This window comes from Thioclava sp. F36-6, assembly GCF_002020305.1.
Classification (GTDB): Bacteria; Pseudomonadota; Alphaproteobacteria; order Rhodobacterales; family Rhodobacteraceae; genus Thioclava; species Thioclava sediminum.
Map to the genome: position 1 here is coordinate 361,455 of NZ_MPZX01000003.1, position 21,639 is coordinate 383,093.

The 21,639-nt window shown below is 63.3% G+C and carries 20 protein-coding genes; 12 read left to right on the forward strand and 8 right to left on the reverse strand.

Annotation, left to right across the window (positions count from 1 at the left end; translation table 11 throughout):
- Positions 1-657: 657 nt before the first annotated feature.
- Complete coding sequence (locus BMI88_RS19940) at positions 658-2,934, forward strand: Hint domain-containing protein (RefSeq protein WP_078550319.1); 2,277 nt, start codon at positions 658-660, stop codon at positions 2,932-2,934.
- Positions 2,935-3,144: 210 nt separating this feature from the next.
- Complete coding sequence (locus tag BMI88_RS15980; protein ID WP_078550321.1) at positions 3,145-3,882, forward strand: Hint domain-containing protein; 738 nt, start codon at positions 3,145-3,147, stop codon at positions 3,880-3,882.
- A gap of 88 nt (positions 3,883-3,970) precedes the next feature.
- Here the strand turns inward: BMI88_RS15980 and BMI88_RS15985 are convergent, their stop codons facing one another.
- Positions 3,971-4,216, reverse strand: coding sequence for a DUF1127 domain-containing protein (locus BMI88_RS15985; protein ID WP_246831909.1), 246 nt, complete (start codon positions 4,214-4,216; stop codon positions 3,971-3,973).
- 30 nt (positions 4,217-4,246) lie between these two features.
- Between BMI88_RS15985 and BMI88_RS15990 the strand changes: the two genes are divergently transcribed.
- From BMI88_RS15990 to tsf, 10 genes are all read left to right on the forward strand, one after another.
- Positions 4,247-5,665, forward strand: a complete 1,419-nt coding sequence (locus BMI88_RS15990) for a PLP-dependent aminotransferase family protein (RefSeq protein WP_078550326.1) — start codon at positions 4,247-4,249, stop codon at positions 5,663-5,665.
- A 163-nt stretch (positions 5,666-5,828) separates the two neighbouring features.
- Complete coding sequence (locus BMI88_RS15995; RefSeq protein ID WP_078520701.1) at positions 5,829-6,725, forward strand: ABC transporter permease; 897 nt, start codon at positions 5,829-5,831, stop codon at positions 6,723-6,725.
- A 7-nt stretch (positions 6,726-6,732) separates the two neighbouring features.
- A complete protein-coding gene (locus BMI88_RS16000; protein ID WP_078540909.1) occupies positions 6,733-7,542 on the forward strand; it encodes an ABC transporter permease in 810 nt (269 codons plus the stop codon).
- An 11-nt stretch (positions 7,543-7,553) separates the two neighbouring features.
- On the forward strand, positions 7,554-8,630 hold the full coding sequence (locus BMI88_RS16005) for an ABC transporter ATP-binding protein (protein ID WP_078550711.1): 1,077 nt from the start codon (positions 7,554-7,556) through the stop codon (positions 8,628-8,630).
- Positions 8,631-8,848: 218 nt separating this feature from the next.
- On the forward strand, positions 8,849-10,225 hold the full coding sequence (trkA, locus tag BMI88_RS16010; RefSeq protein ID WP_078520699.1) for a Trk system potassium transporter TrkA: 1,377 nt from the start codon (positions 8,849-8,851) through the stop codon (positions 10,223-10,225).
- 21 nt (positions 10,226-10,246) lie between these two features.
- The gene (locus BMI88_RS16015; RefSeq protein ID WP_347431723.1) at positions 10,247-11,761 is read left to right on the forward strand and encodes a potassium transporter TrkG; all 1,515 of its coding nucleotides are present in this window, start codon (positions 10,247-10,249) and stop codon (positions 11,759-11,761) included.
- A 149-nt stretch (positions 11,762-11,910) separates the two neighbouring features.
- Positions 11,911-12,144: an RNA chaperone Hfq gene (gene hfq, locus BMI88_RS16020; RefSeq protein WP_078521029.1), complete on the forward strand. Its 234-nt coding sequence runs from the start codon at positions 11,911-11,913 to the stop codon at positions 12,142-12,144.
- A gap of 33 nt (positions 12,145-12,177) precedes the next feature.
- Entirely contained in the window at positions 12,178-13,464 is a 1,287-nt protein-coding gene (hflX, locus tag BMI88_RS16025; protein ID WP_078550330.1) for a GTPase HflX, read from the forward strand.
- Positions 13,465-13,800: 336 nt separating this feature from the next.
- Positions 13,801-14,568: a 30S ribosomal protein S2 gene (gene rpsB, locus BMI88_RS16030; RefSeq protein WP_078540912.1), complete on the forward strand. Its 768-nt coding sequence runs from the start codon at positions 13,801-13,803 to the stop codon at positions 14,566-14,568.
- Between the two features lie 73 nt (positions 14,569-14,641).
- Entirely contained in the window at positions 14,642-15,523 is an 882-nt protein-coding gene (gene tsf, locus BMI88_RS16035) for a translation elongation factor Ts (protein ID WP_078520695.1), read from the forward strand.
- 86 nt (positions 15,524-15,609) lie between these two features.
- Here the strand turns inward: tsf and BMI88_RS16040 are convergent, their stop codons facing one another.
- From BMI88_RS16040 to BMI88_RS16070, 7 genes are all read right to left on the reverse strand, one after another.
- Entirely contained in the window at positions 15,610-16,377 is a 768-nt protein-coding gene (locus tag BMI88_RS16040; RefSeq protein WP_078550332.1) for a LuxR family transcriptional regulator, read from the reverse strand.
- A 149-nt stretch (positions 16,378-16,526) separates the two neighbouring features.
- The gene (gene sulP, locus BMI88_RS16045) at positions 16,527-18,278 is read right to left on the reverse strand and encodes a sulfate permease (RefSeq protein ID WP_078550334.1); all 1,752 of its coding nucleotides are present in this window, start codon (positions 18,276-18,278) and stop codon (positions 16,527-16,529) included.
- Between the two features lie 24 nt (positions 18,279-18,302).
- Positions 18,303-18,743, reverse strand: coding sequence for a TIGR01244 family sulfur transferase (locus BMI88_RS16050; protein WP_168174006.1), 441 nt, complete (start codon positions 18,741-18,743; stop codon positions 18,303-18,305).
- A gap of 67 nt (positions 18,744-18,810) precedes the next feature.
- The gene (locus tag BMI88_RS16055) at positions 18,811-19,674 is read right to left on the reverse strand and encodes an MBL fold metallo-hydrolase (RefSeq protein WP_168174014.1); all 864 of its coding nucleotides are present in this window, start codon (positions 19,672-19,674) and stop codon (positions 18,811-18,813) included.
- A gap of 48 nt (positions 19,675-19,722) precedes the next feature.
- A complete protein-coding gene (locus BMI88_RS16060) occupies positions 19,723-20,424 on the reverse strand; it encodes an HAD family hydrolase (RefSeq protein ID WP_078550340.1) in 702 nt (233 codons plus the stop codon).
- A complete protein-coding gene (locus BMI88_RS16065) occupies positions 20,418-21,080 on the reverse strand; it encodes a phosphoglycolate phosphatase (protein WP_078520689.1) in 663 nt (220 codons plus the stop codon). The genes BMI88_RS16060 and BMI88_RS16065 overlap by 7 nt, the downstream gene beginning before the upstream one ends.
- A complete protein-coding gene (locus BMI88_RS16070; RefSeq protein ID WP_078550343.1) occupies positions 21,077-21,631 on the reverse strand; it encodes a thioredoxin family protein in 555 nt (184 codons plus the stop codon). The genes BMI88_RS16065 and BMI88_RS16070 overlap by 4 nt, the downstream gene beginning before the upstream one ends.
- Between the last annotated feature and the right edge of the window lie 8 nt (positions 21,632-21,639).

Below are 21,639 nucleotides of genomic sequence, written 5' to 3' on the forward strand. Positions count from 1 at the left end.
GCGGCGATCTTGAGGACAATTGGGACATATTCACGGCAGAAATATGGTCGCGATTTGGGCCTCTCCGGGAAACAAATCGATTCAGGTATTGTCGCTTATTTGAAAACAGTTTTTCGCCTTCTGACACCGGTCATCCAATCGCCACACAACCGGTAGTTTAAATGTGGCAAAACTTTGGCAAGTTTTCCGCCGAAAAGATAGGTAGATCTTTTGCAAAATCGAAACGTCGTTTGAAAACAGGAACTTCGCGATTCGGATTATTGGTGCTCATTTTCCAAGCAATCCCCCGAAATGAGGCAAGAAAGCGGCAAATTCTCCTTTTCTTTGTGGCGACCAGATGGGCAAATTGAGGCCAAGCCCTGCTGGGGGGCTTTTGGCCATGGGGGTGGCCGAAGAGAAGAGTTGTCGAAAGAGAGCTCGCCCGGCGCTGCCAAGGGGACCGATCCATAACGGCCTCGACCTTTAGGGCAAAGGAGACGCGGAGCGATCTGCGGCGACTTTGCTGGCAGCGCCCGCGCGCGCTGACGCTGGCCAATTCTTCTCGACATTCACGTTCGGACTTCGGGTCCGGCCACGTCATGGCGCTGCCGCTTTGCGCCAAAGGGAAGACACGGCGCGGGGCCACGGAGCCAAGCGGACGGTAAAGGAGAGTTGGGGATGACTTATTATTACTATCATCACGACGACGATGATTGCGACAAGAACTCCGATCCGAACGCTGTCAACGACAGCGCGAACGTGAAGTACAACACCGCGCAGACGATTGCCGTGCTCTCGAATGACAGCGATCCCGACAGCGATCCGCTCAAGGTGACCTGGGCGAGCGATCCGGCGCATGGCTCGGTCACGGTGAATGCCGATGGCACGATCACCTACACGCCCGATCCCAACTATTCCGGCACCGACAGCTTCACCTATCAGATCTATGACGGGCAGGGCGGCTACGACACCGCGACCGTCACGATCGACGTTAGCGCGCCCGACGGCATCGTCGAAGGCACCTCCGGCGGCGATCTGATCGATGACGACTATACCGGCGATCCCGAAGGCGACATGGTCGACAATAACGACGCGATCCTTCCGGGCGCCGCGCCGAATGACGACTACATCATCGCGGGCGACGGCAATGACACGGTCTATGCCGGTCAGGGCGACGACTCCGTCGAGGGTGGCAATGGCAATGACCTGATCTTCGGCGAGGGCGGCAACGACACGCTCGAAGGCGATGACGGCAACGACACGATCTATGGCGACAATGATCCCGCGGGCGGCCCGGCCTGCGATCCGGTCTCGGAGACCGTGGACTGGAGCCATTTCCAGACCGATTGCGGCGAGGTGAAGGATCAAACCGTCGATCTGGGCGAGACCAAGGTCCATTTCGACTTCCAGTCGCAGGATGCCGGGGCGAAGGCGACGCTGACCACCGCCGCGCAATATACCGAAGCGGGTGAGAACTTCGACAGCTGCTCGGCGCTGCAACTCTATGGTGCGGGCGGCGATTGCGGGGACGGCGTGTCGCCGACCTCGACGACCGTTCTGACCTTCTCGTCGGACAACAGCGACTACACCGGCGAAGTTCAGGGGCTGAGCTTCCGGATCAACGATCTCGACCGCTCGGACAGCTATGACGATCACGTTGATATCGTGACGCTTTCGGCGGTGGATGCCGATGGCAATCCGGTCGACATCACGATCGACCCCGAGGGCAACCAGACCGTCACCGACAATGGCGACGGCACCTATACGATCACCGGTGGCGATCAGGATACCGGCTATCTGAATCAGGACGACAAGATCGGTTCGGTCAAGGTCACGATCAACGATCCGACCGCGAAGCTGACCATCGCCTACTCGAACGGTGGCGATACGGATCAGGCGATCTCGATCACCGACATGACCTATGACACCTGCCCGGTCGAAGACGACCCGGGCGAGCCCGGCGATGACAGCATCATGGGCGGTCTGGGCGATGACGTGCTCTACGGTCAGCAGGGCGAGGATACGCTGGAAGGCGGCGCGGGGGCCGACCATCTCGACGGTGGCGAAGGTAACGATACGCTCGATGGCGGCGCGGATGCCGACACCGTCTATGGCGGTGACGATCGCGACCTGTTCATCGTCGGCTCGTCCGAGGACGGCATCGGCGACACGCTCGACGGTGGCGAGGGTGGCGACGATTACGACACGCTCGACCTGCAGGGCGCAGGCCCGCTGCGCGTCCACTCGACGGTCACCGATTACGACCCGGTCTCGGGTGTCAGCACCTATGCCGGGACGGTCGACTTCCTCGATGGCAGCGGCAATGTCACCGGCACGCTCGAATTCTCCAACATGGAGGATGTCATTCCCTGCTTCACGCCGGGCACGCTGATCGCGACGCCGCGCGGCGAGGTTCCGGCCGAGACGCTGCGCGAAGGCGACAAGGTCCTGACCCGCGATAACGGCATTCAGGTGGTTCGCTGGGCGGGCCGCGCCGAGATGAGCCGCGAGCGCCTGCAGCACGCGCCGCATCTCAAGCCGGTGCTGATCCGCAAAGGCTCGCTGGGCAACGATCTGCCCGAGCGCGACATGATGGTCTCGCCGAACCACCGGATGCTCGTCGCAAACGACAAGACCGCGCTCTATTTCGAAGAGCATGAGGTTCTCGTCGCGGCCAAGCATCTCGTCGCCAATCAGGGCGTGGATACGGTGGAGACGCTGGGCACCAGCTACCTGCATTTCATGTTCGACCGTCACGAAGTTCTGCTCGCCAACGGCTCCTGGACCGAAAGCTTCCAGCCCGGCGATCAAACTCTGGGTGGCATGGGCAACTCGCAGCGTCAGGAAATCTTCGAGATCTTCCCCGACCTGCAGACCGCAAAGGGCCGCGATGCCTATCACGCGGCGCGCAAGACGCTGAAGAAGCACGAAGCGAACGTGCTGCTGATGAGCTAAGTCGCGCGCCCTATCGGGGCCGCGCCAGAGCGAAAATTGCGACCGCGTCCGGGGTTTCCCCGGGCGCGGCGCTTTTTGTGTTGTTTCCGCGACTTGAACACTTCGTTTCCGCTACTCCACACGTAGAGGTGGTAAAACACGTTTTCGCCTTAGAGTTTTGTCGCTATCGTGTCATTCTGGATCTCGACTGTTGGGAGGCAGGAGGATCGGATGACGCGGAGCATGCGCGCAACGGATATCGCGGAGATTTTGGCGCATTCGCCGGCTCAGGGCCTGCGCTGCACCGCGATGGCGCGTACCGAGGCTCTGCGTCTCGAATTCGACAGCCATGACGAGGCCGACGGCCATATCAGCGGCTATGACGCGGCGGGCGAGACGGTGTTTTCCGGCTCCATCGCGGCGTTTCGCGCGGCCATTCCCTGCGTGACACCCGAGACGCGCGTGGCGACCGAGGCCGGGGGCGTCGCGTCGGGCGATCTGCGGCCCGGCGCCCGGCTCGTGACCCGGGATTCCGGCGTTCAGGTGCTGCGCTGGATCGGGTCGCGCGTCTTCACCGAGACCGATCTCGCGCTCAATCCGCTGCTGCGCCCGGTGTGCATTCGCGCGGGCGCGCTTGGCGAGGGGCATCCCGCGCAGGAATTGCGCGTCTCGCCCAATCACCGGTTGCTTGCGCCGCTGCGCGGAAATGTCGTTATGGCACAGGAGCTTGTCGGGTTGGACGGGGTCGAGGTCGATCACGCGGAGGGCGGCGTGCGCTATCTCCAGCTGCTGCTCGATGCGCCGGAGATGCTGCTTTGCGAAGGTTTGTGGGTCGAGAGTTTCCGGCCAGAGACCGCCATGCTGGCAGGTTTCGATGCGGCGCAGCGGGCCGAGCTCCTGTCGCTGCGCCCCGATCTGTCGCGGCGCAATGCGGGGGCCGCACCGGCCGAGATGCAGTCCAGCGAGTGAGCTTCCGCTAAAAGGCAAAAAAAGAGCCGGGCGCTGAGGCCCGGCCAAAAGACGATTCCGGTCAGGGGAATTGCCCGGATCGTTCGCGTCACAGGAAGCGGCGCCCTTCTTGCCGGGCAATCTCCCGGCTAATTCCGATATCTTCGAGCAGATGGTCATCGAGTTTCCCCAGCGCCATCCGCGAACGGCGCGCTTCGAGGACGCGCGCAACGCGCGCGATCAGGCTCAGACGGCCATGACGGGCGGGAACGGGACGGGTCCGCGACAGGGTAAACATTGCGATGCCTTTCTGTATTGATACAATGTGATCTTTGTTGCTATAGAAGGGATACAATGACTCCTTTTAGGCAACCAGAGAAATATTGTGACTGATACAAGCTGGTCTCCCGAACTCGCCCATATCTCCGGCCCGAAATATCTCGCGCTGGTCCGCGCGCTGCGCGAAGGTATCCGCCGCGGCGATCTCAAGCCTGGCACAAAACTGCCTACTGTCAGGGACTTGGCGTGGTCCTTGGGGGTCACGCCAGGCACCGTGGCGCGGGGGTATCAGATCGCCACGCAGGAGGGGTTGCTGGAGGCCAAGGTGGGGCGCGGCACCTTTGTATCGACACAAACGCAGCGACTCGGCCCACGCGAGCCCCTTTATCGCCATACCGGAGAGGATATCGACGCCACCCCGGACGATCTGGTCAATCTCAGATCGCCACAATTGCCCGATGTCGGCCAGACAAAAGCGCTACAATGGGCGATGACCGAAGCCGCACGCGACATCGGCAAGACCTATCTGCAATATCCGGGTCTGCGCCGCGACGCCTATTGCCGCGAGGCGGTGATGGACTGGTTCCCGAAAGATTGCTCGCTCGCGTCGGAGCTCAATGCCGATGACCTCGTGCTGACCCATGGCGGGCAGAACGGTATCAACCTCGTGATGCAGACCTGCCTGCGCGGCGACCGCCCCGGCGTCTATATCGAGGAGCTGGCCTATCCCGGTTTCCGTCACGCGGCGCGGCTCAACCGCGCCGAGGTGCATCCGGTTGCGATTGACGCGCAGGGCATGATCCCCGATGCGCTCGACGCGGCCTGTCGCAAACATGGCGGCCAGATCGTCTGCATCACGCCCGATGCGCAGAACCCGACGGCGGGGCGGATGGATGCCGCGCGCCGTGAAGCGCTGGCCGAGGTCGCGCGCCGCCACGATCTGCAGATCATCGAAGACGATTGCTACACCGCGCCGGTCACCGGCCTGCCGAGCTTCCGCGTCATCGCACCCGAGCGCAGCTGGCACGTCACCTCCCTGTCGAAGACTATCTCGGCGGGGATGCGTTTCGGCATTGTGGCCGCGCCCGAGGGCATGGGCGAGGTGGGGCGGCTAGCCGCCCAGCACAGCTTCTTCGGTCTCGCGCGTCCGATCACCGACATGGTCGCGCTGCTGTTCGAGAGCGGCGAGGCGATGCGCCTGCGTTACGCCGCGCAGGAGGAGATGGGGCGGCGGCTGCAGATGACGGTGCAATCGCTGGCGGGTCAAGATTTCAACTGGCTGCCGGGGCTGAGCTTCCTCTGGCTGAAGCTGCCGATGGGCTGGCGCGGCTCCACCTTCGCGCGCATGGCGGAGATGGAAGGCGTGCTGCTTCGCTCGGCCGACGAATATGTCGTGCAGGACGGGCAGGCGCCCAATGCGGTGCGCATCGCGATGGCGGGGTCGGTGCCGGAGGAGCGCTTCCGCACGGCGCTGCGCACGCTGACGGGTCTGCTGGAGCGGATGCCCGACGATCTGCCCGTCTGATGGCCTAAGCCTCACGCAGCGCCGCCGAAGCTTAGTGCACAAATTTACGGCACCTGCCTTGCTCTTACGCGAGTAGGGGCGGTTGCCCTCTTTTCACGCCCGCGACCTTGTGCTTTCGTGACATCCAACGACGCCCGAGACGGGTGCAAATCGGGAGAGATGGATGGCGGGTAAAGGGGAGAGCTGGCTGCGCAGCGAGTCCGCGCAGGGCTATGCGTTGATCTCGCCGCCCTTCCTCTATGCCGTTCTTTTGCTGGCCGCGCCGCTGGTCACGATCCTCGCCTATTCCTTCTTCCAGGACGGCTATCTGACGGTGGTGCATGAATTCACCCTGCAGAATTACATCGCCACATGGACCGATCCGATCTTTCGCGTGATTCTGGTCCGCTCTCTCTTCGTGGCAGGGTTGGTGACGCTGATCACGGTCGCGCTGGCCTTCCCGATTGCCTATTATCTGAGCTTCGGTCTGGCACCGAACCAGAAGGCCCGGTGGATCTTCCTGATCACGATTCCCTTCTGGACCTCCTATCTGATCCGCGTGTTCCTGTGGAAGGTGATCCTTGGCTATAACGGCGTCATCAACTCGGCGCTGGAAAGTATCGGGATCATCGGGCCGAACGGGCTGATCGCGGACCCGCTGCAGATGCTGAACTCAGTGGGCGCGATCGCGCTGACGCTGGCTCATGCCTATGCGCCTTTCGCGATCCTGCCGATCTTCGTGAGCCTCGAGAAGATCGACCGGTCGCTGCTGGAGGCGGGCCAAGACTTGGGCGAGAGCCGCTGGCGCACCTTCCTGCGTGTGACGCTGCCCTTGGCGATGCCGGGCGTGGTGGCCGCGACCCTGATCGTCTTCATCCCGACGGTCGGCGATTACGTTACGCCCGAGCTGATCGGGGGCGGCAAGATGCCGATGGTCGCGAACCTCATTCAGGCGCAGATGCTGCCGCTGGACAACCGGCCCATGGGCTCGGCGATCGCGGTCAGCTCGCTTCTGGTGGTCGCTGCGCTGTCGCTGGTGTTCCTGTGGCTCAATCGCCGTTTCCTGAAGGTCGGAAAGTGAGCCGCGCATGAAAATCCCGTCCCTCAAGATCTACGCGATCGCTTACCTGATCTTCCTCTATGCGCCGATCTTCCTGTTGCCGCTATTCGCCTTCAATGACGGCACGATTATCGCCTTTCCGCTGAAAGGGTTCACGACCGACTGGTTCGCGAAGATGGCCGAGAACGACACGCTGCGCCACGCGCTGTCGAATTCGCTGATCATCGCTCTGACCTCTTCCGCCGGCGCCACGATCCTTGCGATTTTCGCCGCCCGCGCCTCGACGCGCTACCGCTTCAAGGGCAAGGGCGGGATCATGGGGCTGATCCTGCTGCCGATGGTGCTGCCCGATATCCTGATGGGGATGTCGCTGCTCTTGGTGATGCTCGAAGTGCTGAAGGTGAACCTGTCGATCGCGACGGTGATTTTGGGCCATGTGATCATCTCGCTGCCCTATGCGATCGCGGTGCTGCAGACGGCCTTTGCCACGCTCGATCAGTCGCTGGAAGAGGCGGCGGTCGATCTGGGCGAAACCCGCATGTCGACCTTTCGGCTGATCGTTCTGCCACTGGTGATGCCCGGCATCATCTCGGCCTTCCTGATCTCCTTCACGATCTCGCTCGACGAGTTCATCGTGGCCTTCTTCCTCGCGGGCAACCAGCCCACGCTGCCCACCTACATCTTTTCCCAGCTGCGTTTCCCGTCGGCGATCCCGGTCATCATGGCGCTTGGCACCTGCCTCGTCGCGGCCTCGATCCTGCTTCTGAGCGTGGCCGAATTCTTCCGTCGGCGCGGGGTCAAACGGACCGGCGCCAAGGATACCGGAGGTTTCCTGTGACCGATAAACCGATGATCGCCTTTCAGGACGTTCATAAATATTACGGCGATTATCACGCGCTGCGCGGCATCACCGCCGAGATACGCGCGGGCGAGTTCTTCTCGCTACTCGGTCCGTCGGGCTGCGGCAAGACCACGCTTCTGCGCACCATCGCGGGGTTCGAGGAGATTTCCTCAGGCGCGGTGCTGATCGACGGCAAGACGATGGTGGGCGTGCCGCCGAACAAGCGGCCCACCAACATGGTGTTCCAGTCCTATGCGATCTTCCCGCATCTGAGCGTGGCCGAGAATGTGGGCTTCGGCCTGCGCCGCGATCCTCGCTCGAAATCGGAGAAGGCCAAGCTGGTCGAGGAATCGCTCGAGATGGTGGGGCTTTCCGGCTATGGCGCCCGCGCGGCTCATGCGCTCTCGGGCGGGCAGCGGCAGCGTGTGGCACTGGCCCGTGCGCTGATCCTTAAGCCTAAGGTTTTGTTGCTCGATGAGCCGCTCTCCGCGCTCGACCGCAAGATCCGCGAGCAGATGCAGGTTGAGCTGATCAAGCTGCAGCGCGAGGTCGGTATTACCTTCGTGTTGGTGACCCACGATCAGGAAGAGGCGCTAGTCATGTCGGACCGGATCGCGGTGATGTTCGAGGGCGAGATCGCCCAGCTCGCCGATCCCGAAGTGCTCTATGGTCGCCCGAATTCGCGCCGCGTGGCCGATTTCATCGGGGTGATGAACTTCCTGCCCGCGTCGGTGACGGACGGGCCGGGCGACGCGGTCACGGCCGAGGTCGCAGGACTCGGTCGGCTCGAAGTCGCGCCGGGCCAGATTTCGAGCGCGCCTGCTGGTGATGGTGCGGCGGTGGGCTTCCGGCCGGAAACCCTAACGCTTCTTTACGAAGGTCAACAGGCCTCGGACCGCGAGGCGCCCGGTACGATCGACGAAGTCGTCTATTACGGCGACATGACCTATTACGACGTGCGCCTGGACGGGACCGAAAAGCCGGTCCGCATCTCGATGCGCAACGTCTTCGGGCGGCCCGTGCTGGAGGTCGGCACCCGCACCCGCGTCGCATGGTCGCCCGGGGCGCTGGTGCTGTTCCGGTGAACCGGGCAGGGGGGCTGCCCCCGTTGCCCGAGGGCGACAGTCGATCAATAAAGAGGGGGCTCTGCCCCCCCGCTCCCTGCGGGAGCCCCCCGAGATATTTGACCCAAGAGGAAGGGGCTTAGGTTTTCGCCGCGACGTGCGCCTTGCACGTTTGCCATTTGACCACCCCCGGCAACGCGGCCTAGATAGGGGCCAAGTGAGGCGCGGAGGCATTTGCCATGAAGGTCATCATCTGCGGTGCGGGTCAGGTCGGTTGGCAGATCGCGCGCCATCTGGCGGGCGAACGCAACGACGTCACGGTTGTGGATTCCAACCCCGAACTGGTGCGGCGCGCCGCCGATACGCTCGACGTGCAGGGGGTGGTGGGGTTCGCCTCGCATCCCGACATTCTCGAGCAGGCCGGCGCGCGCGACTGCGATCTGATGATCGCCGCGACCCATTCCGACGAGGTCAACATGGTGACCTGTCAGGTCGCGATGTCGGTCTTCGGGATCACGCGCAAGATCGCGCGCATCCGGGCGCAAAGCTATCTGCAGCCGCAATATTCCGATCTTTACCGTCGCGATCACCTGCCGATCGACGTGATCATCTCGCCTGAGCGCGAGGTGGCCGAGGCCGCGCTGCGCCGCTTGGCGGCGCCCTCGACCTTCGACACGGAAAGCTTCCTCGACGAGCAGTTGCAGCTTCTGGGGATCGAGCTCGATGCGGATTGCCCGGTGCTCGACACGCCGCTGCGGCAGCTCACCGATCTGTTCTCGACGCTGCGGGCGGTCGTGGTCGGCATTCGCCGTGAGGGGCGGCTGTTTGCGCCCGAGCCGGGCGATCAGCTTTTCGCGGGCGATCAGATCTATGTCTTTGCCCATGTCGAGGACGTGAACCGGACGCTCGATATCTTCGGCAAGTCGACGCAGAAGCAGGAACGCATCGTCATCATCGGCGGCGGGAATGTGGGTCTCAGCGTGGCCAAGGCGCTCGAAGCGCGGACCGAGCGGGTGCGCGCCAAGATCATCGAACGCTCGCGCGCGCAGGCCGAGAAGGCCGCCGATGCGCTGGACCGGACCATCGTGCTCAATGGCGACGGGATGAGCTCGGAGTTGCTGGAGGAGGCGAATATCGCCACCGCCGATGCGGTTCTGGCAATCACCGATGACGACAAGACCAACATCCTCGTCTCGGTGCGCGCAAAGCAGGCGGGCTGCCGGATGGCGATCTGTCTGATCAACGACCCGACGCTGGCGCCTTTGCTGTCGGCGCTCGACATCGACGCTTATATCAACCCGCGCGCGACGACCGTGTCGTCGATCCTGCGCCATATCCGGCATGGGCGGGTGCGCGCGATCTACTCGATCGGGGATGCCGAGGGCGAGGCGATCGAGGCGCAGGTCATGGGCACCTCGCCGATGTCGGGCAAGGCGGTGCGCGATGTCGATTTCCCCGAAGGCGTGCTGATCGGCGCGATCCGCAAGGGCGACAAGATCGTCAAACCCACCGGCAATACCCGCATCGAAGAAGGCGATATCGTGGTCCTGTTCGCGCTGACCTCCGATGTGCCCGAAGTGGAGCGCCTGTTGCAGGTCTCCATCGACTTCTTCTAAGGGCCGCTCCGGATGGAACGCATGATCAAGGCCTTGCCGCTGCCGATCCTCCTGATGGGAGTCTCGGCGCTGGCGATGTATGTGCCTGCGATCCATGCGCTTTTGACCCACCATCACCACACGGCGCGGGCGTTTTTCTATTCCGCCACGCTGTTCCTCTTCGCGACGGCCCTGATCGGTCTGGCCAACGGGTCGAACCCGCGGCCTGCGCGCGCGGGGCGGGCGAGCCTTTTGATCATGCTCGCCGCCTTCACCGTGCTGCCGCTGATGCTGGCGGTGCCCTTCTATGTCGCGGTGCGCGACACCTCATTCTTCAACAGCTGGTGGGAGATGGTTTCGGCCTTCACGACCACGGGCGGCACGCTCTACGAGCCCACCCGGCTCGTCGGGTCGGTCCATCTGTGGCGCGGGCTGGTCGCGTGGATGGGTGGGTTCTTCATCCTCGTGATGGCGATCGCGGTGCTGGCGCCGATGCGGCTGGGCGGGTTCGAGGTGTTTTTCTCGGGCGGTCCCTCGGGCGCGCCGGCCGCGGCGGCCCCGGCGGCCGATGGCGGCGCGGAGATGTCCGAGCGCATTGCCCATTACGCGGTGTCGCTCGCCCCGATCTATACCGGGCTGACGGTGCTCTTGTGGGTCTGCCTGCTGATGGCGGGGGACCGGTCGCTGACGGCGTTGATCCATGCGATGTCGACGCTGTCGACCTCGGGCATCTCGCCGGTGGGCGGGATGGCCAATGCGCGCTCCGGCATGGCGGGCGAGATGGTGATCTTCGTGTTCTTCCTGCCCGCGCTGTCGCGCAGGCTCTGGCCGGGCGGGGGCGAGCTACGCGCCTCGCCGAAGCTGATTGACGATCCCGAACTGCGTCTGGCCGCGGCGCTGGTGATCCTCGTGCCGCTGTTTCTGTTCATCCGTCACTGGATCGCGGCGCTGGAAGTGCGCACGCCGGGCGATTTCGGCGCGATCTTCAAATCGATCTGGGGCTCGCTGTTCACCTCGCTGTCCTTCCTGACCACAACCGGCTTCGAATCGTCCGCGTGGCATGACGCGCGCGACTGGTCGGGACTGGGCACGCCGGGCCTGATCCTCGCGGGGCTTGCGATCATCGGCGGCGGGGTCGCGACGACGGCGGGCGGCGTGCGGCTGCTGCGGGTCTATGCGCTGCTGCGCCACGGCGAGCGCGAGCTCGACAAGCTGATCTACCCGAACTCCATCGCGGGCGGCGGCATGATGGCGCGCCGGTTGCGCCGGGAGGGCGCTTATATCAGCTGGATCGTGTTCATGCTGTTCGCGATTTCGATCGGCGGGGTGATGATGGCGGTCTCGCTGTTCGGCCTGTCTTTCGAACCGGCGACGATTCTGACGATCGCGGCGCTGTCGAATACCGGTCCGCTGGCGGGGATTGCGGCGGATGTGCCGCTGAGCTGGGCCCATCTGAGCGAGCCCATCAAGGCGATATTCGCCTTCGCCATGGTGCTTGGGCGGCTTGAGACGCTGGCCATCATCGCGCTCTTCAACCCCGAGTTCTGGCGCTCCTGAATCCCGGATTTGATACGCAAATTCTGGCTCAGGGCCTAACAAACTGTTTTTTGGGCTGGAATCTCCCGCTCTGCACTGCATACTTGAATCAAATGGGTGTCTTTGACGCAGGCACCCGGACGCGAGACACGAACAAGGGCAAGAACAATATGGCTGGCGATAGACAGAACCTGCAGGACGCATTCCTCAATCACGTTCGCAAAACGAAGGTTCCGGTCACGATATTCCTGATCAACGGGGTGAAGCTGCAAGGTGTCATCACCTGGTTTGACAACTTCTGCGTGCTTCTGCGCCGCGATGGGCAATCTCAGCTTGTCTATAAGCATGCGATCTCGACGATCATGCCGGGACAGCCTATTTCGCTTTACGAAGGCGACGACTAAGCGTCGCGGCACGCGGCTTTAGCGATACATATCTTGAGCGAAACGACCTCTACCGAGACGCCCGACACGCGGGCCTACGTGATCCATCCCGACATTCCGTCGCGAGAGGGCCAACGGCACTTGCCCCAATTCGCGCTGTCCGAAGCGGTCTCGCTGGCCGCGGCCCTGCCGCATCTGCAGGTCATCGGCGAGGAGATCGTGAAGCTGCGCAAGCCCGAGCCGGGCAAGCTGTTCGGCCAGGGCAAGCTCGCCGAGATCAAGGAGCGGCTGGAAGCGAACGAGATCGATCTCGTCTTCATCGACGGGCCGGTGACGCCCGTGCAGCAGCGCAACCTCGAGAAGGAATGGGGGGTGAAGCTCCTCGACCGGACCGGGTTGATCCTCGAGATCTTCGCCGACCGTGCGCGCACCCGTGAAGGTGTGCTGCAGGTGGAGCTGGCCGCGCTCAGCTATCAGCGCACGCGGCTGGTGCGGGCTTGGACCCACCTCGAGCGTCAGCGCGGCGGGCTCGGTTTCGTCGGCGGCCCCGGCGAGACGCAGATTGAGGCCGACCGCCGCGCCATCGACGAGCAGATCGTGCGCCTGCGCCGCCAGCTTGCGAAGGTCGTGAAGACCCGCGAGCTGCACCGCGCCGCGCGCCGCAAGGTGCCGTTCCCGATCGTGGCGCTGGTGGGCTATACCAATGCCGGGAAATCCACGCTGTTCAACCGCGTGACCGGGGCGGAAGTTCTGGCGAAGGATATGCTCTTCGCCACGCTCGACCCGACGATGCGCGGGCTGGAGCTGCCCACGGGCCGCAAGGTGATCCTCTCCGACACGGTGGGCTTCATCTCGGACCTGCCGACGCAGCTTGTGGCGGCCTTCCGCGCAACGCTGGAAGAGGTGCTCGAAGCCGATCTGATCTTGCATGTCCGCGACATCTCGCATCCCGAGACCGAGGAGCAGGCGGAGGATGTGAACGACATTCTCGCCAAGCTCGGCGTCGCCAAGGAAGTGCCGCTGATCGAGGTCTGGAACAAGATGGACGCCGTCCCGCCCGATCAGCGCCGCGCGCTGATGGTGCAGGAAGCCCGCGAGCCCGATCTGCAGGCGATCTCGGCGATGACCGGGGACGGACTCGACGCCCTTCTGACGGCGATCGACGAGAAGCTCTCCGAAGAACGCTACCACGAGGAAATCACGCTGCGTTTCGCGGATGGGCGCAAGCGCGCCTGGCTGCACGAGCAGAACGTGATCCGCGGCGAGACCCAGACCGAAGAGGGCTGGACCTTCGAGGTCGAATGGACCGGCAGCCAGCGCAACCGGTTCCGGGCGCTGTAAGACGGGTCGGTCGGGGCAGGGGCGCTGCCCCTCTTCGCTGACTTCGCCGGCCCTCTGCTTACGCTTCGGGCTTTCGGCGGGCGTCCTTCCACAGGAAGGCCGCTGAGCCCGCCTCACCCCCGGGATATTTTCACCAAGCCGAAGCAGGCGCGCGCCTTGGTTTTCCCGGGGACGCCCGTGACCGGTAGGGGTTGCCAAGCCTGCGCGATGGGTCTATATCGCGCGCACTTCACAGGCGGAGGCGGGCCAATGAGGGAGACATCCTCAAAGGTCCACCGGTTGGGGCATCTGCCCTGAGACCCTCCGCTCAGGCGCAAACCGGAAAAGGAATTGGACATGGCGCTTCCTGAATTCTCCCTGCGTCAGCTCTTGGAAGCTGGCGTTCACTTTGGCCACCAGACGCAGCGTTGGAACCCCCGTATGGGTCAGTACATCTATGGCGAGCGTAACGGCATCCACATCATCGATCTGACGCAGACCGTTCCGATGCTCGACCAGGCTCTGCAGGTCATCCGCGACACCGTTGCGAAAAACGGCCGCGTTCTTTTCGTCGGCACCAAGCGTCAGGCTGCTCGCCCGATCGCTGAAGCCGCTGAGAAATGCGCACAGTATTACATGAACCACCGCTGGCTCGGCGGCACGCTGACCAACTGGAAGACCGTCTCCCAGTCGATCAAGCGTCTCAACGAGATTGACGAGAAGCTCGCGGAAGGCGCTGAAGGCCTGACCAAGAAAGAGCGTCTCGGCATGGAGCGTGACCAGGCGAAGCTTCAGGCGTCGCTCGGTGGTATCCGCGAAATGGGCGGTCTGCCGGACCTGCTGTTCGTGATCGACGTGAACAAGGAAGACCTCGCCATCGCGGAAGCCAAGAAGCTCGGCATCCCGGTCGTGGCCGTGGTCGACACCAACTGCCCGCCGAACGGCGTGGATTACGTGATCCCGGGCAACGATGACGCGGCGCGCGCCATCGCGCTCTATTGCGACCTCGCTTCGCGCGCGGCTCTCGACGGCATGTCGGCCCAGATGGGCGCCGCAGGCGTGGACGTCGGTGCCCTCACCGAGACCCCGGTGGAAGAGGCGCTGACCGAGGCTGAGGCTCAGTAAGCCACGACCGTCACCCAGATGACATGAGGGCGGGGTATCCCGCCCTCGCAGAGTTCTTGAAGGAGATCCGACCATGGCGATTACCGCCGCTCAGGTGAAGGAACTGCGCGAAGCTACCGGCGCAGGCATGATGGACGCGAAAAAAGCGCTGACCGAGACCGATGGCGACATGGACGCCGCCGTTGACTGGCTGCGCACCAAGGGCCTCGCGAAAGCCGCGAAGAAATCCGGCCGCGTCGCGGCTGAAGGTCTCGTCGCTGTCGCCGTGAACAACGGCAAGGGCGTCGCGATCGAGATGAACTCGGAAACCGACTTCGTCGCGAAGAACGCCGATTTCCAGAAGCTTGTCTCGGACATCGCGGAAGTCGCGCTGGAAACCGGTGAAGATGTCGAGGTCGTCAAGGCTGCGCATCTCAACGGCAAGAAGGTCGAAGACGTGATCACCGACGCCATCGCGCGTATCGGCGAGAACATGAACCTGCGCCGCATGCACATCCTCGAAGGCGACACGCTGGTGCATTACGTGCACAACGCCGCCGCCGACGGTATGGGCAAGATCGGTGTGCTCGTCGCGCTGAACGGCGCCGACAACGGCATCGGCAAGCAGATCGCGATGCACATCGCCGCGACCAACCCGGCCGCGCTGTCCGAAGCCGATCTCGACCCCGCGGTCCTCGAGAAGGAAAAGCAGGTTCAGATCGACATCGCACGTGAATCGGGCAAGCCCGAGCAGGTGATCGAGAAGATGATCGAAGGCCGCATGAAGAAATTCACCGCGGAAGTTACGCTGCTGAACCAGCAATTCGTCGTCAACCCCGACCTCACCGTCGGTCAGGCTGCGAAAGAAGCTGGCGTCGAAATCACCGGTTTCGTCCGGATGGAAGTCGGCGAAGGCATCGAGAAGAAAGAAGAAGATTTCGCCGCCGAAGTGGCGAAGACCGCAGCTGGCAACTAAGCCCGCGCCTCTTCTTTGAAATCGGAAAACGCCGCCCTGATCGGGGCGGCGTTTTTCGTTATTCGGCAGACTGTTGCGCGGCGATCTTAACGTGCGGCCGCCGTATGCGAAGTGTTGAGGAAGATCTGTTTTTGCACCGACGCTTTCATCACCGCCTGCGCAGTGGTGTCGACATCGAGCGCTTCGCGCGCAAGCCGCAGGTGCTTTTCCACCGTAGACGGCGTCAGCCCCATGATGATCGCGATATCGGCGGTCGTTTTCCCCTCGGCCACCCATTCGAGCACTTCACGTTGCCGATCCGTCAGCGGGCGGCGCCCGGTGGAATAGGGCATGGTGGAGATGCGCAGATGTACGAGGCTGTTCATCACCATCAATTCGCGCTCGTTCTCGCGCCAGATCCGGTCGATCTCGTCCTGGCTCAACCCCGGCCGACCGACGAGGCCGATCGCGCCGCGCGCGTAGGAGAGCGGATCGGAAAATCCGATCGAATAGCCCGTACGAATTCCGAAGCGGTGGTTGATTTCGATGACTTCGATCTCGCCCGGAGTGAGCTCGCCCCGCATCGCACGGTCTGCCACCACGCGCCACGAACAGGGGCCGTCGTTCTGCGCCGCCCACTGAACCATCGGGGCGTTGCGGTATTTTCCCTCCCCGACAAAAATATCGAGATATTCCTTCGGGTGGTTCGATAGGATCAACAAATCGTCTTCGTGGCCGAAATTGTTGCCCTTTCGGAAACTTGTGAAGCCATAGATCAAACGATGGAACCCGTAGCGTTCCATTTCTTGGCAGTGACGTGACCAGATCTCCTGCACCGATTTCGCGCGTAAGACTGCCTCGCAAAAGGATAACATCGCGTTTCACCTCACATTTAGGTAGGTCGCGTAGCTCGTTACTACTATTCCAGCGCGCGAATTCTCCGCTCCGGAAGATATATCCGAATGTCCTATTTTCTGGGCGTTATGGCAACCCGCATGGGCGCCGATCTAGGTGGTGAAACGGTTTAGCGATGGGTCTCGATGCGGCTCTCGTGCGCGCAACCTTGGGTGGTCTCGGGGGCAAGGGTCGCCAGCGCGTCGTAATGGGTGAGGTAGATCTGCCCGGTCAGATGCGTGATCAGGTCCGAACGCGTGAGCCGGTCCATCACCGGGCCCTTCACTTCGGACAGGTGCAGCCGCACGCCCGCATCGTTGAGCTGGTCGTTCACCTCTTCCAGCGCCTCGAGCGCGGACATGTCGATATGGTTGATCGCGGGGCAGTTCAGCACGACATGCTTGATCGACTCGTCGCTGGCGATGCGGTCGTAGATCATCTCCTCGACGAAGCGGGCATTCGGGAACCACAGGCTCTCGTCGATGCGCAGGCTGAGGATGCCCGGCGCGCAGCTGACGCGGTGGCGTTGGACATTGCGGAAATGCTCGGTGCCGGGAACCTGGCCGAGCTCTGCCACATGCGGGCGCGAACTGGCCCAAAGCCGCAGCGCGATCGAGAGGATGACGCCGAAGGCGATGCCGTCCTCGACGCCCCAGATCAGCGTGACCAGCACGGTCAGTGCCATGCCGATGCCTTCGCGCGGTGCGTATTTGAACGTGCGCTTGAGAGCTTTGGTGTCGACCAGCGTCAGCACCGAGACGAAGATCGTCGCCGCGAGCGTCGCTTGCGGCAGGTAATAGAGGGCAGGGGTCAGGGTGAAGGTCGCGAGCGCCACGCCGATCGCGGTGAAGGCCCCGGCGGCGGGCGTTGTGGCGCCGGCCTCGAAGCTGACGACGGAGCGCGCAAACCCGCCCGTGATCGGGAAGGACCCCGAGATCGCGGAGCCGATGGAGGCGCCGCCAAGGGCGATGAATTCCTGATCGGGGTCGATGCGCTGACGCTTTTTCGCGGCCAGCGTCTGGGCGACGGAGATCGTCTCGACATAGCCGATGATCGCGATCAACAGCGCCGGAACGAAGAGCTCTTTCCAGAGTGCGAGATCGGCGGGCGGAAGGCTCGGCGTCGGGAAGCCCAGCGGCACGGTGCCCACCACGCGGACGCCGCGTCCTTCCAGCCCGAAGAGCCAGGTGATCAGGATGGTCGCGGCCACGGCATAGACGGGGGCCGCGCGGGTCAGGATCGCCGCGAGCCGCTCGGACAGCCCCGCCTTCAGCAGGCGCGGTTTCAACCCACGCCGCGCCCAGAACAGAAAGACCAGCGACAGGATCGAGATGACGACCGTGTAGCCGTTGGTCTGCCCGAGATGTGCCCAAAGCCCGCCGAGAATGTCGAATATCCCGCCGCTTTCACCCTGAATGCCGAAGAAATGCTTCATCTGACCCGCAGCGATCAGGATGCCGACGGCGGAGGTGAAGCCCGACAGAACCGGGTGGCTGAGGAAGGCCGTGATGAAGCCCATCCGCAGGAAGCCCATGATCACAAGCATCACGCCCGACAGGAAGGCCAGCGCCACGGCGGCGGCGATATATTCAGGCGTGCCCTGCGCCGCAACCTTGCCCACCGCGGCCGCCGTCATCAACGAGATCACAGCGACCGGCCCCACGGCCAGAGGCCGCGAGGTGCCGAAGACTGCGTAGATCAAGAGTGGCAGTACCGAGGCGTAAAGCCCGTATTCCGGCGGCATGCCAGCCAGCAGCGAATAGGCGAGCGATTGCGGGATCAGCATGATCGTCACAATCACAGCCGCGATCAGGTCGGCCTCGAAGGTCGGGCGATCGTAGTCGCGCCCCCAGCTAAGGATCGGCAGGTAGCGTTTGAGCATCTCGGTCTTCGGATTAGGCGCGGATCAGGCCTGATCGCGGCGGCTGGCGTAATACTGCATCACCGGCACCAGCGAGGAATGGTCATAGCCCGCCTCGGCCGCCGTGGCGACGATCTTGTCGATCTCCATCTCGCCCGCTTGGCTGACCCCCCACAGATGCGACGAGCGGGTGCCCGAGCGGCAATAGCCCAAGGCGGGCTTCTCCGCGGCATCCATGATCGTCGCGAAATCGTCGACCAGTTCCAGGCTCAGTTCGCCGGGATAATAGGGAAGGTAATAGGGGGTGAGGCCATGCGACTGGCACAGCGCCGCAATTGCGTCCGAGCGTTGATCCGCGTCCTCGATCTCTTCGTCGGGGCGATTGATGATCAGCGTGCGAAAGCCCATTTCGGCGATCTTCGGCACGTCCTCGGGTTCGATCTGCGGGGCGACGGAAAACTCGTCGGTAAGTTTGCGCAGTTCCATATTCTGTCCTGTTATCCTGCCTTTAGGTGGAGACGGGCGGGTCATGCCCGCCCGCTCGCTTATGGTCTCAGAGCCCGTTCACCGGAACCTTGAGATAGGTCTTGCCCTCGTCATCGGCGGGCGGCATCTGGCCCGCGCGCATGTTCACCTGCAGCGAGGGGATGATCAGCTTCGGCATCGCGAGCGTCGCGTCGCGCTCGGTCCGCATCTTGACGAACTCGGCCTCGGACTTGCCGCCGCCGATATGGATGTTGCGGGCCTTTTCCTCGGCGACGCTGGTTTCCCACGCGTATTCGTCGCGGCCCGGCGCTTTGTAGTCGTGGCCCACGAAGATGCGGGTTTCGTCGGGTAGCGTGAGGATCTTCTGGATCGAGGAATAGAGCGTTTCTGCCGACCCCCCGGGGAAGTCGCAGCGCGCGGTGCCGAAATCGGGCATGAAGAGCGTATCGCCCACGAAGGCCGCATCGCCGATCACGTAGGTGAGGCAGGCGGGCGTGTGGCCCGGCGTGTGCAAAACCTTGCCTTCAAGCGCGCCCACGGTGAACGTGTCGCCTTCCTTGAAGAGCTTGTCGAACTGCGAGCCGTCGCGCTGGAATTCGGTGCCTTCGTTGAAGATCTTGCCGAACGTGTCCTGCACGACCTGAATGCGGTCGCCGATACCGATCTTGCCGCCGACGCGTTCCTGGATATAGGGCGCGGCGGAGAGGTGGTCGGCATGGACGTGGCTCTCGAGGATCCACTCCACCTCAAGACCGTGCTCTTGCACATAGGCGATGACCTCGTCGGCGGATTTGGTATCCGTGCGACCCGAGGAATAGTCGAAATCGAGCACGCTATCGACGACGGCGCAGGATTTGCTGCCCGGATCTTTCACCACGTAAGAGACGGTGAAAGTCGCGGTGTCGAAAAACGCTTTGACGTCAGGTTTGATCATGGCGGCCTCCGTTAACCTGCCCAGCAGATAGTGCCGGGGATAATCTTATGAAATTGCGGCACTCTGTCCCAGCCCTTCCGTGATCTCGGGCGGTAAGGGATGCGAGAGGTCGGGAAGAACCCACTCCGCGCTCGAGAAATCGCCCCCGTCGGTATAGGCCGAAGGGGTTATCAGCACGCGCAGCCCAGCCCCTTGCGCCGATTGTAGACCCATTTCGCTATCCTCGAAAGCGATGCAGGCCTCGGGCGGGAGATGCAACCGGTTCAGCGCCAGTTCGAACACGTCCGGCGCGGGCTTCTTGGCCTCCACCTCGTCTCCGGCTGCGATCGCGTCGAACAGGTGATCGGGATCGGCGCCCAGCGTCGCGCGGATCAGCGCATCGACATTGGGCCGGTTCGTGGTCGTGGCGATGGCAAGCTTCAATCCCGCGTCGCGCGAATTGGCGATCAGCCGCGCCACGCCGGGGCGCAGCGGCACCTCGCCGCCGGTGATGATCTCGACATAACGCCGGGTCTTGATCTTGTGCAGATCGGCGATCTCTTCATCAGAGGGGCCGAAACCCATGACCTCGCGGTGGCGCGCCATGCGCTCCTTGCCGCCGGTGGTCTTCAGAAGTTCGCGGTACGTTTCCTGCGACCAGTTCCAGTCGACACCGCGTGCCGCGAAGGTCTCGTTGAAGGCGCGGCGATGCGCTTCTTCGGTCTCGGCCAAAGTGCCGTCGACGTCGAAGATCAGCGCGCTCACCATTTCCAGCCCTCCACCAGACCGGGCAGCATCGCCCAATCCGAGAAGGCCACGTCATGGGGCACTTCGGTCAGCGGCGTCTTGCGATAGCCCTCGGAATAGATCGCGAAGGGGGCCTGCGCGTTCACCGCCGTCTCCGCATCGACCTCGCTATCGCCGACATAGATCATCGCGCCGCCGCCAAGCGCCTGATGGCAATGGTGCAGCATCTGCGGCTCGGGCTTGCGGGTCGGCATGGAATCCCCGCCCAGCGTCAGCTCGAAATACTCCCAGAGACCGACATGGCGCAGAGCGGCCTCGGCGGGTGCGAAGGGCTTGTTGGTGCACACGGCCATCCGGCAGCCCATCTCCTTGAGCGTGTCGAGCGCGGCGATCACGTTGGGATAGGGCACGTTGCCCTCCACGTCCGTCTCGTAGCGCGCGATCAGGGCATGCTCCACCCGGGCGAAAAGCGGCCCGTCCGGATCTTCGCCCGAAGTGATCAGCAACTGGCGCACGAGGTTGGGCACGCCCTTGCCGACGAAGCTGCGGATCATCGGCAGCGAGAGCGGCTCGAAGCCCATCTCGGTCAGCACGGCATTCGAGACTGCATGGATCGCGGGCACGGAGTCGATCAGCGTCCCGTCGAGGTCGAAGATGACGGAGGGGGCGTCGCTCATGCGGCTTTCCACTTGATCGAGCAGCCCATCGACGGGATCTGGTCGCGCGGGCCTTCGCCGGTTTCCGCGACCATCATCATGCCCTCGTATAGCTCGCGCTTGGCATCTGCCGAAGCCGCCTGCTTGGTCGAGGCATCGAGACGCCCGCGGTATTGCAGTTCGTCCTCGGCGTTGAAGCCGAAGAAATCGGGGGTGCAGGCGGCACCGTAGGCCTTCGCGACCGCCTGGCTTTCGTCATAGAGATAGGGGAAGGGGAAGCCCTTCTCCTCGGCCAGTTTGGCCATGTTCTCGAAGCTGTCCTCGGGGTAGTCGTCGACATCGTTGGCCGAGATCGCCACGACCCCGATCCCCGCCTTCTGCAACTCGGCTGCATCGCGCAGGATGCGGTCGAGGATCGACTGGACATAGGGGCAATGGTTGCAGATGAACATCACGAGCGTGCCCTTGGGGCCACGGATGTCATCGAAGCTGTATTGCTTGCCATCGGTGCCGGGCAGGGTGAAGCCCGGAGCCTTCCAGCCGAAATCGCAGACGGGGGGTGTGACAGCCATGAGGCCTC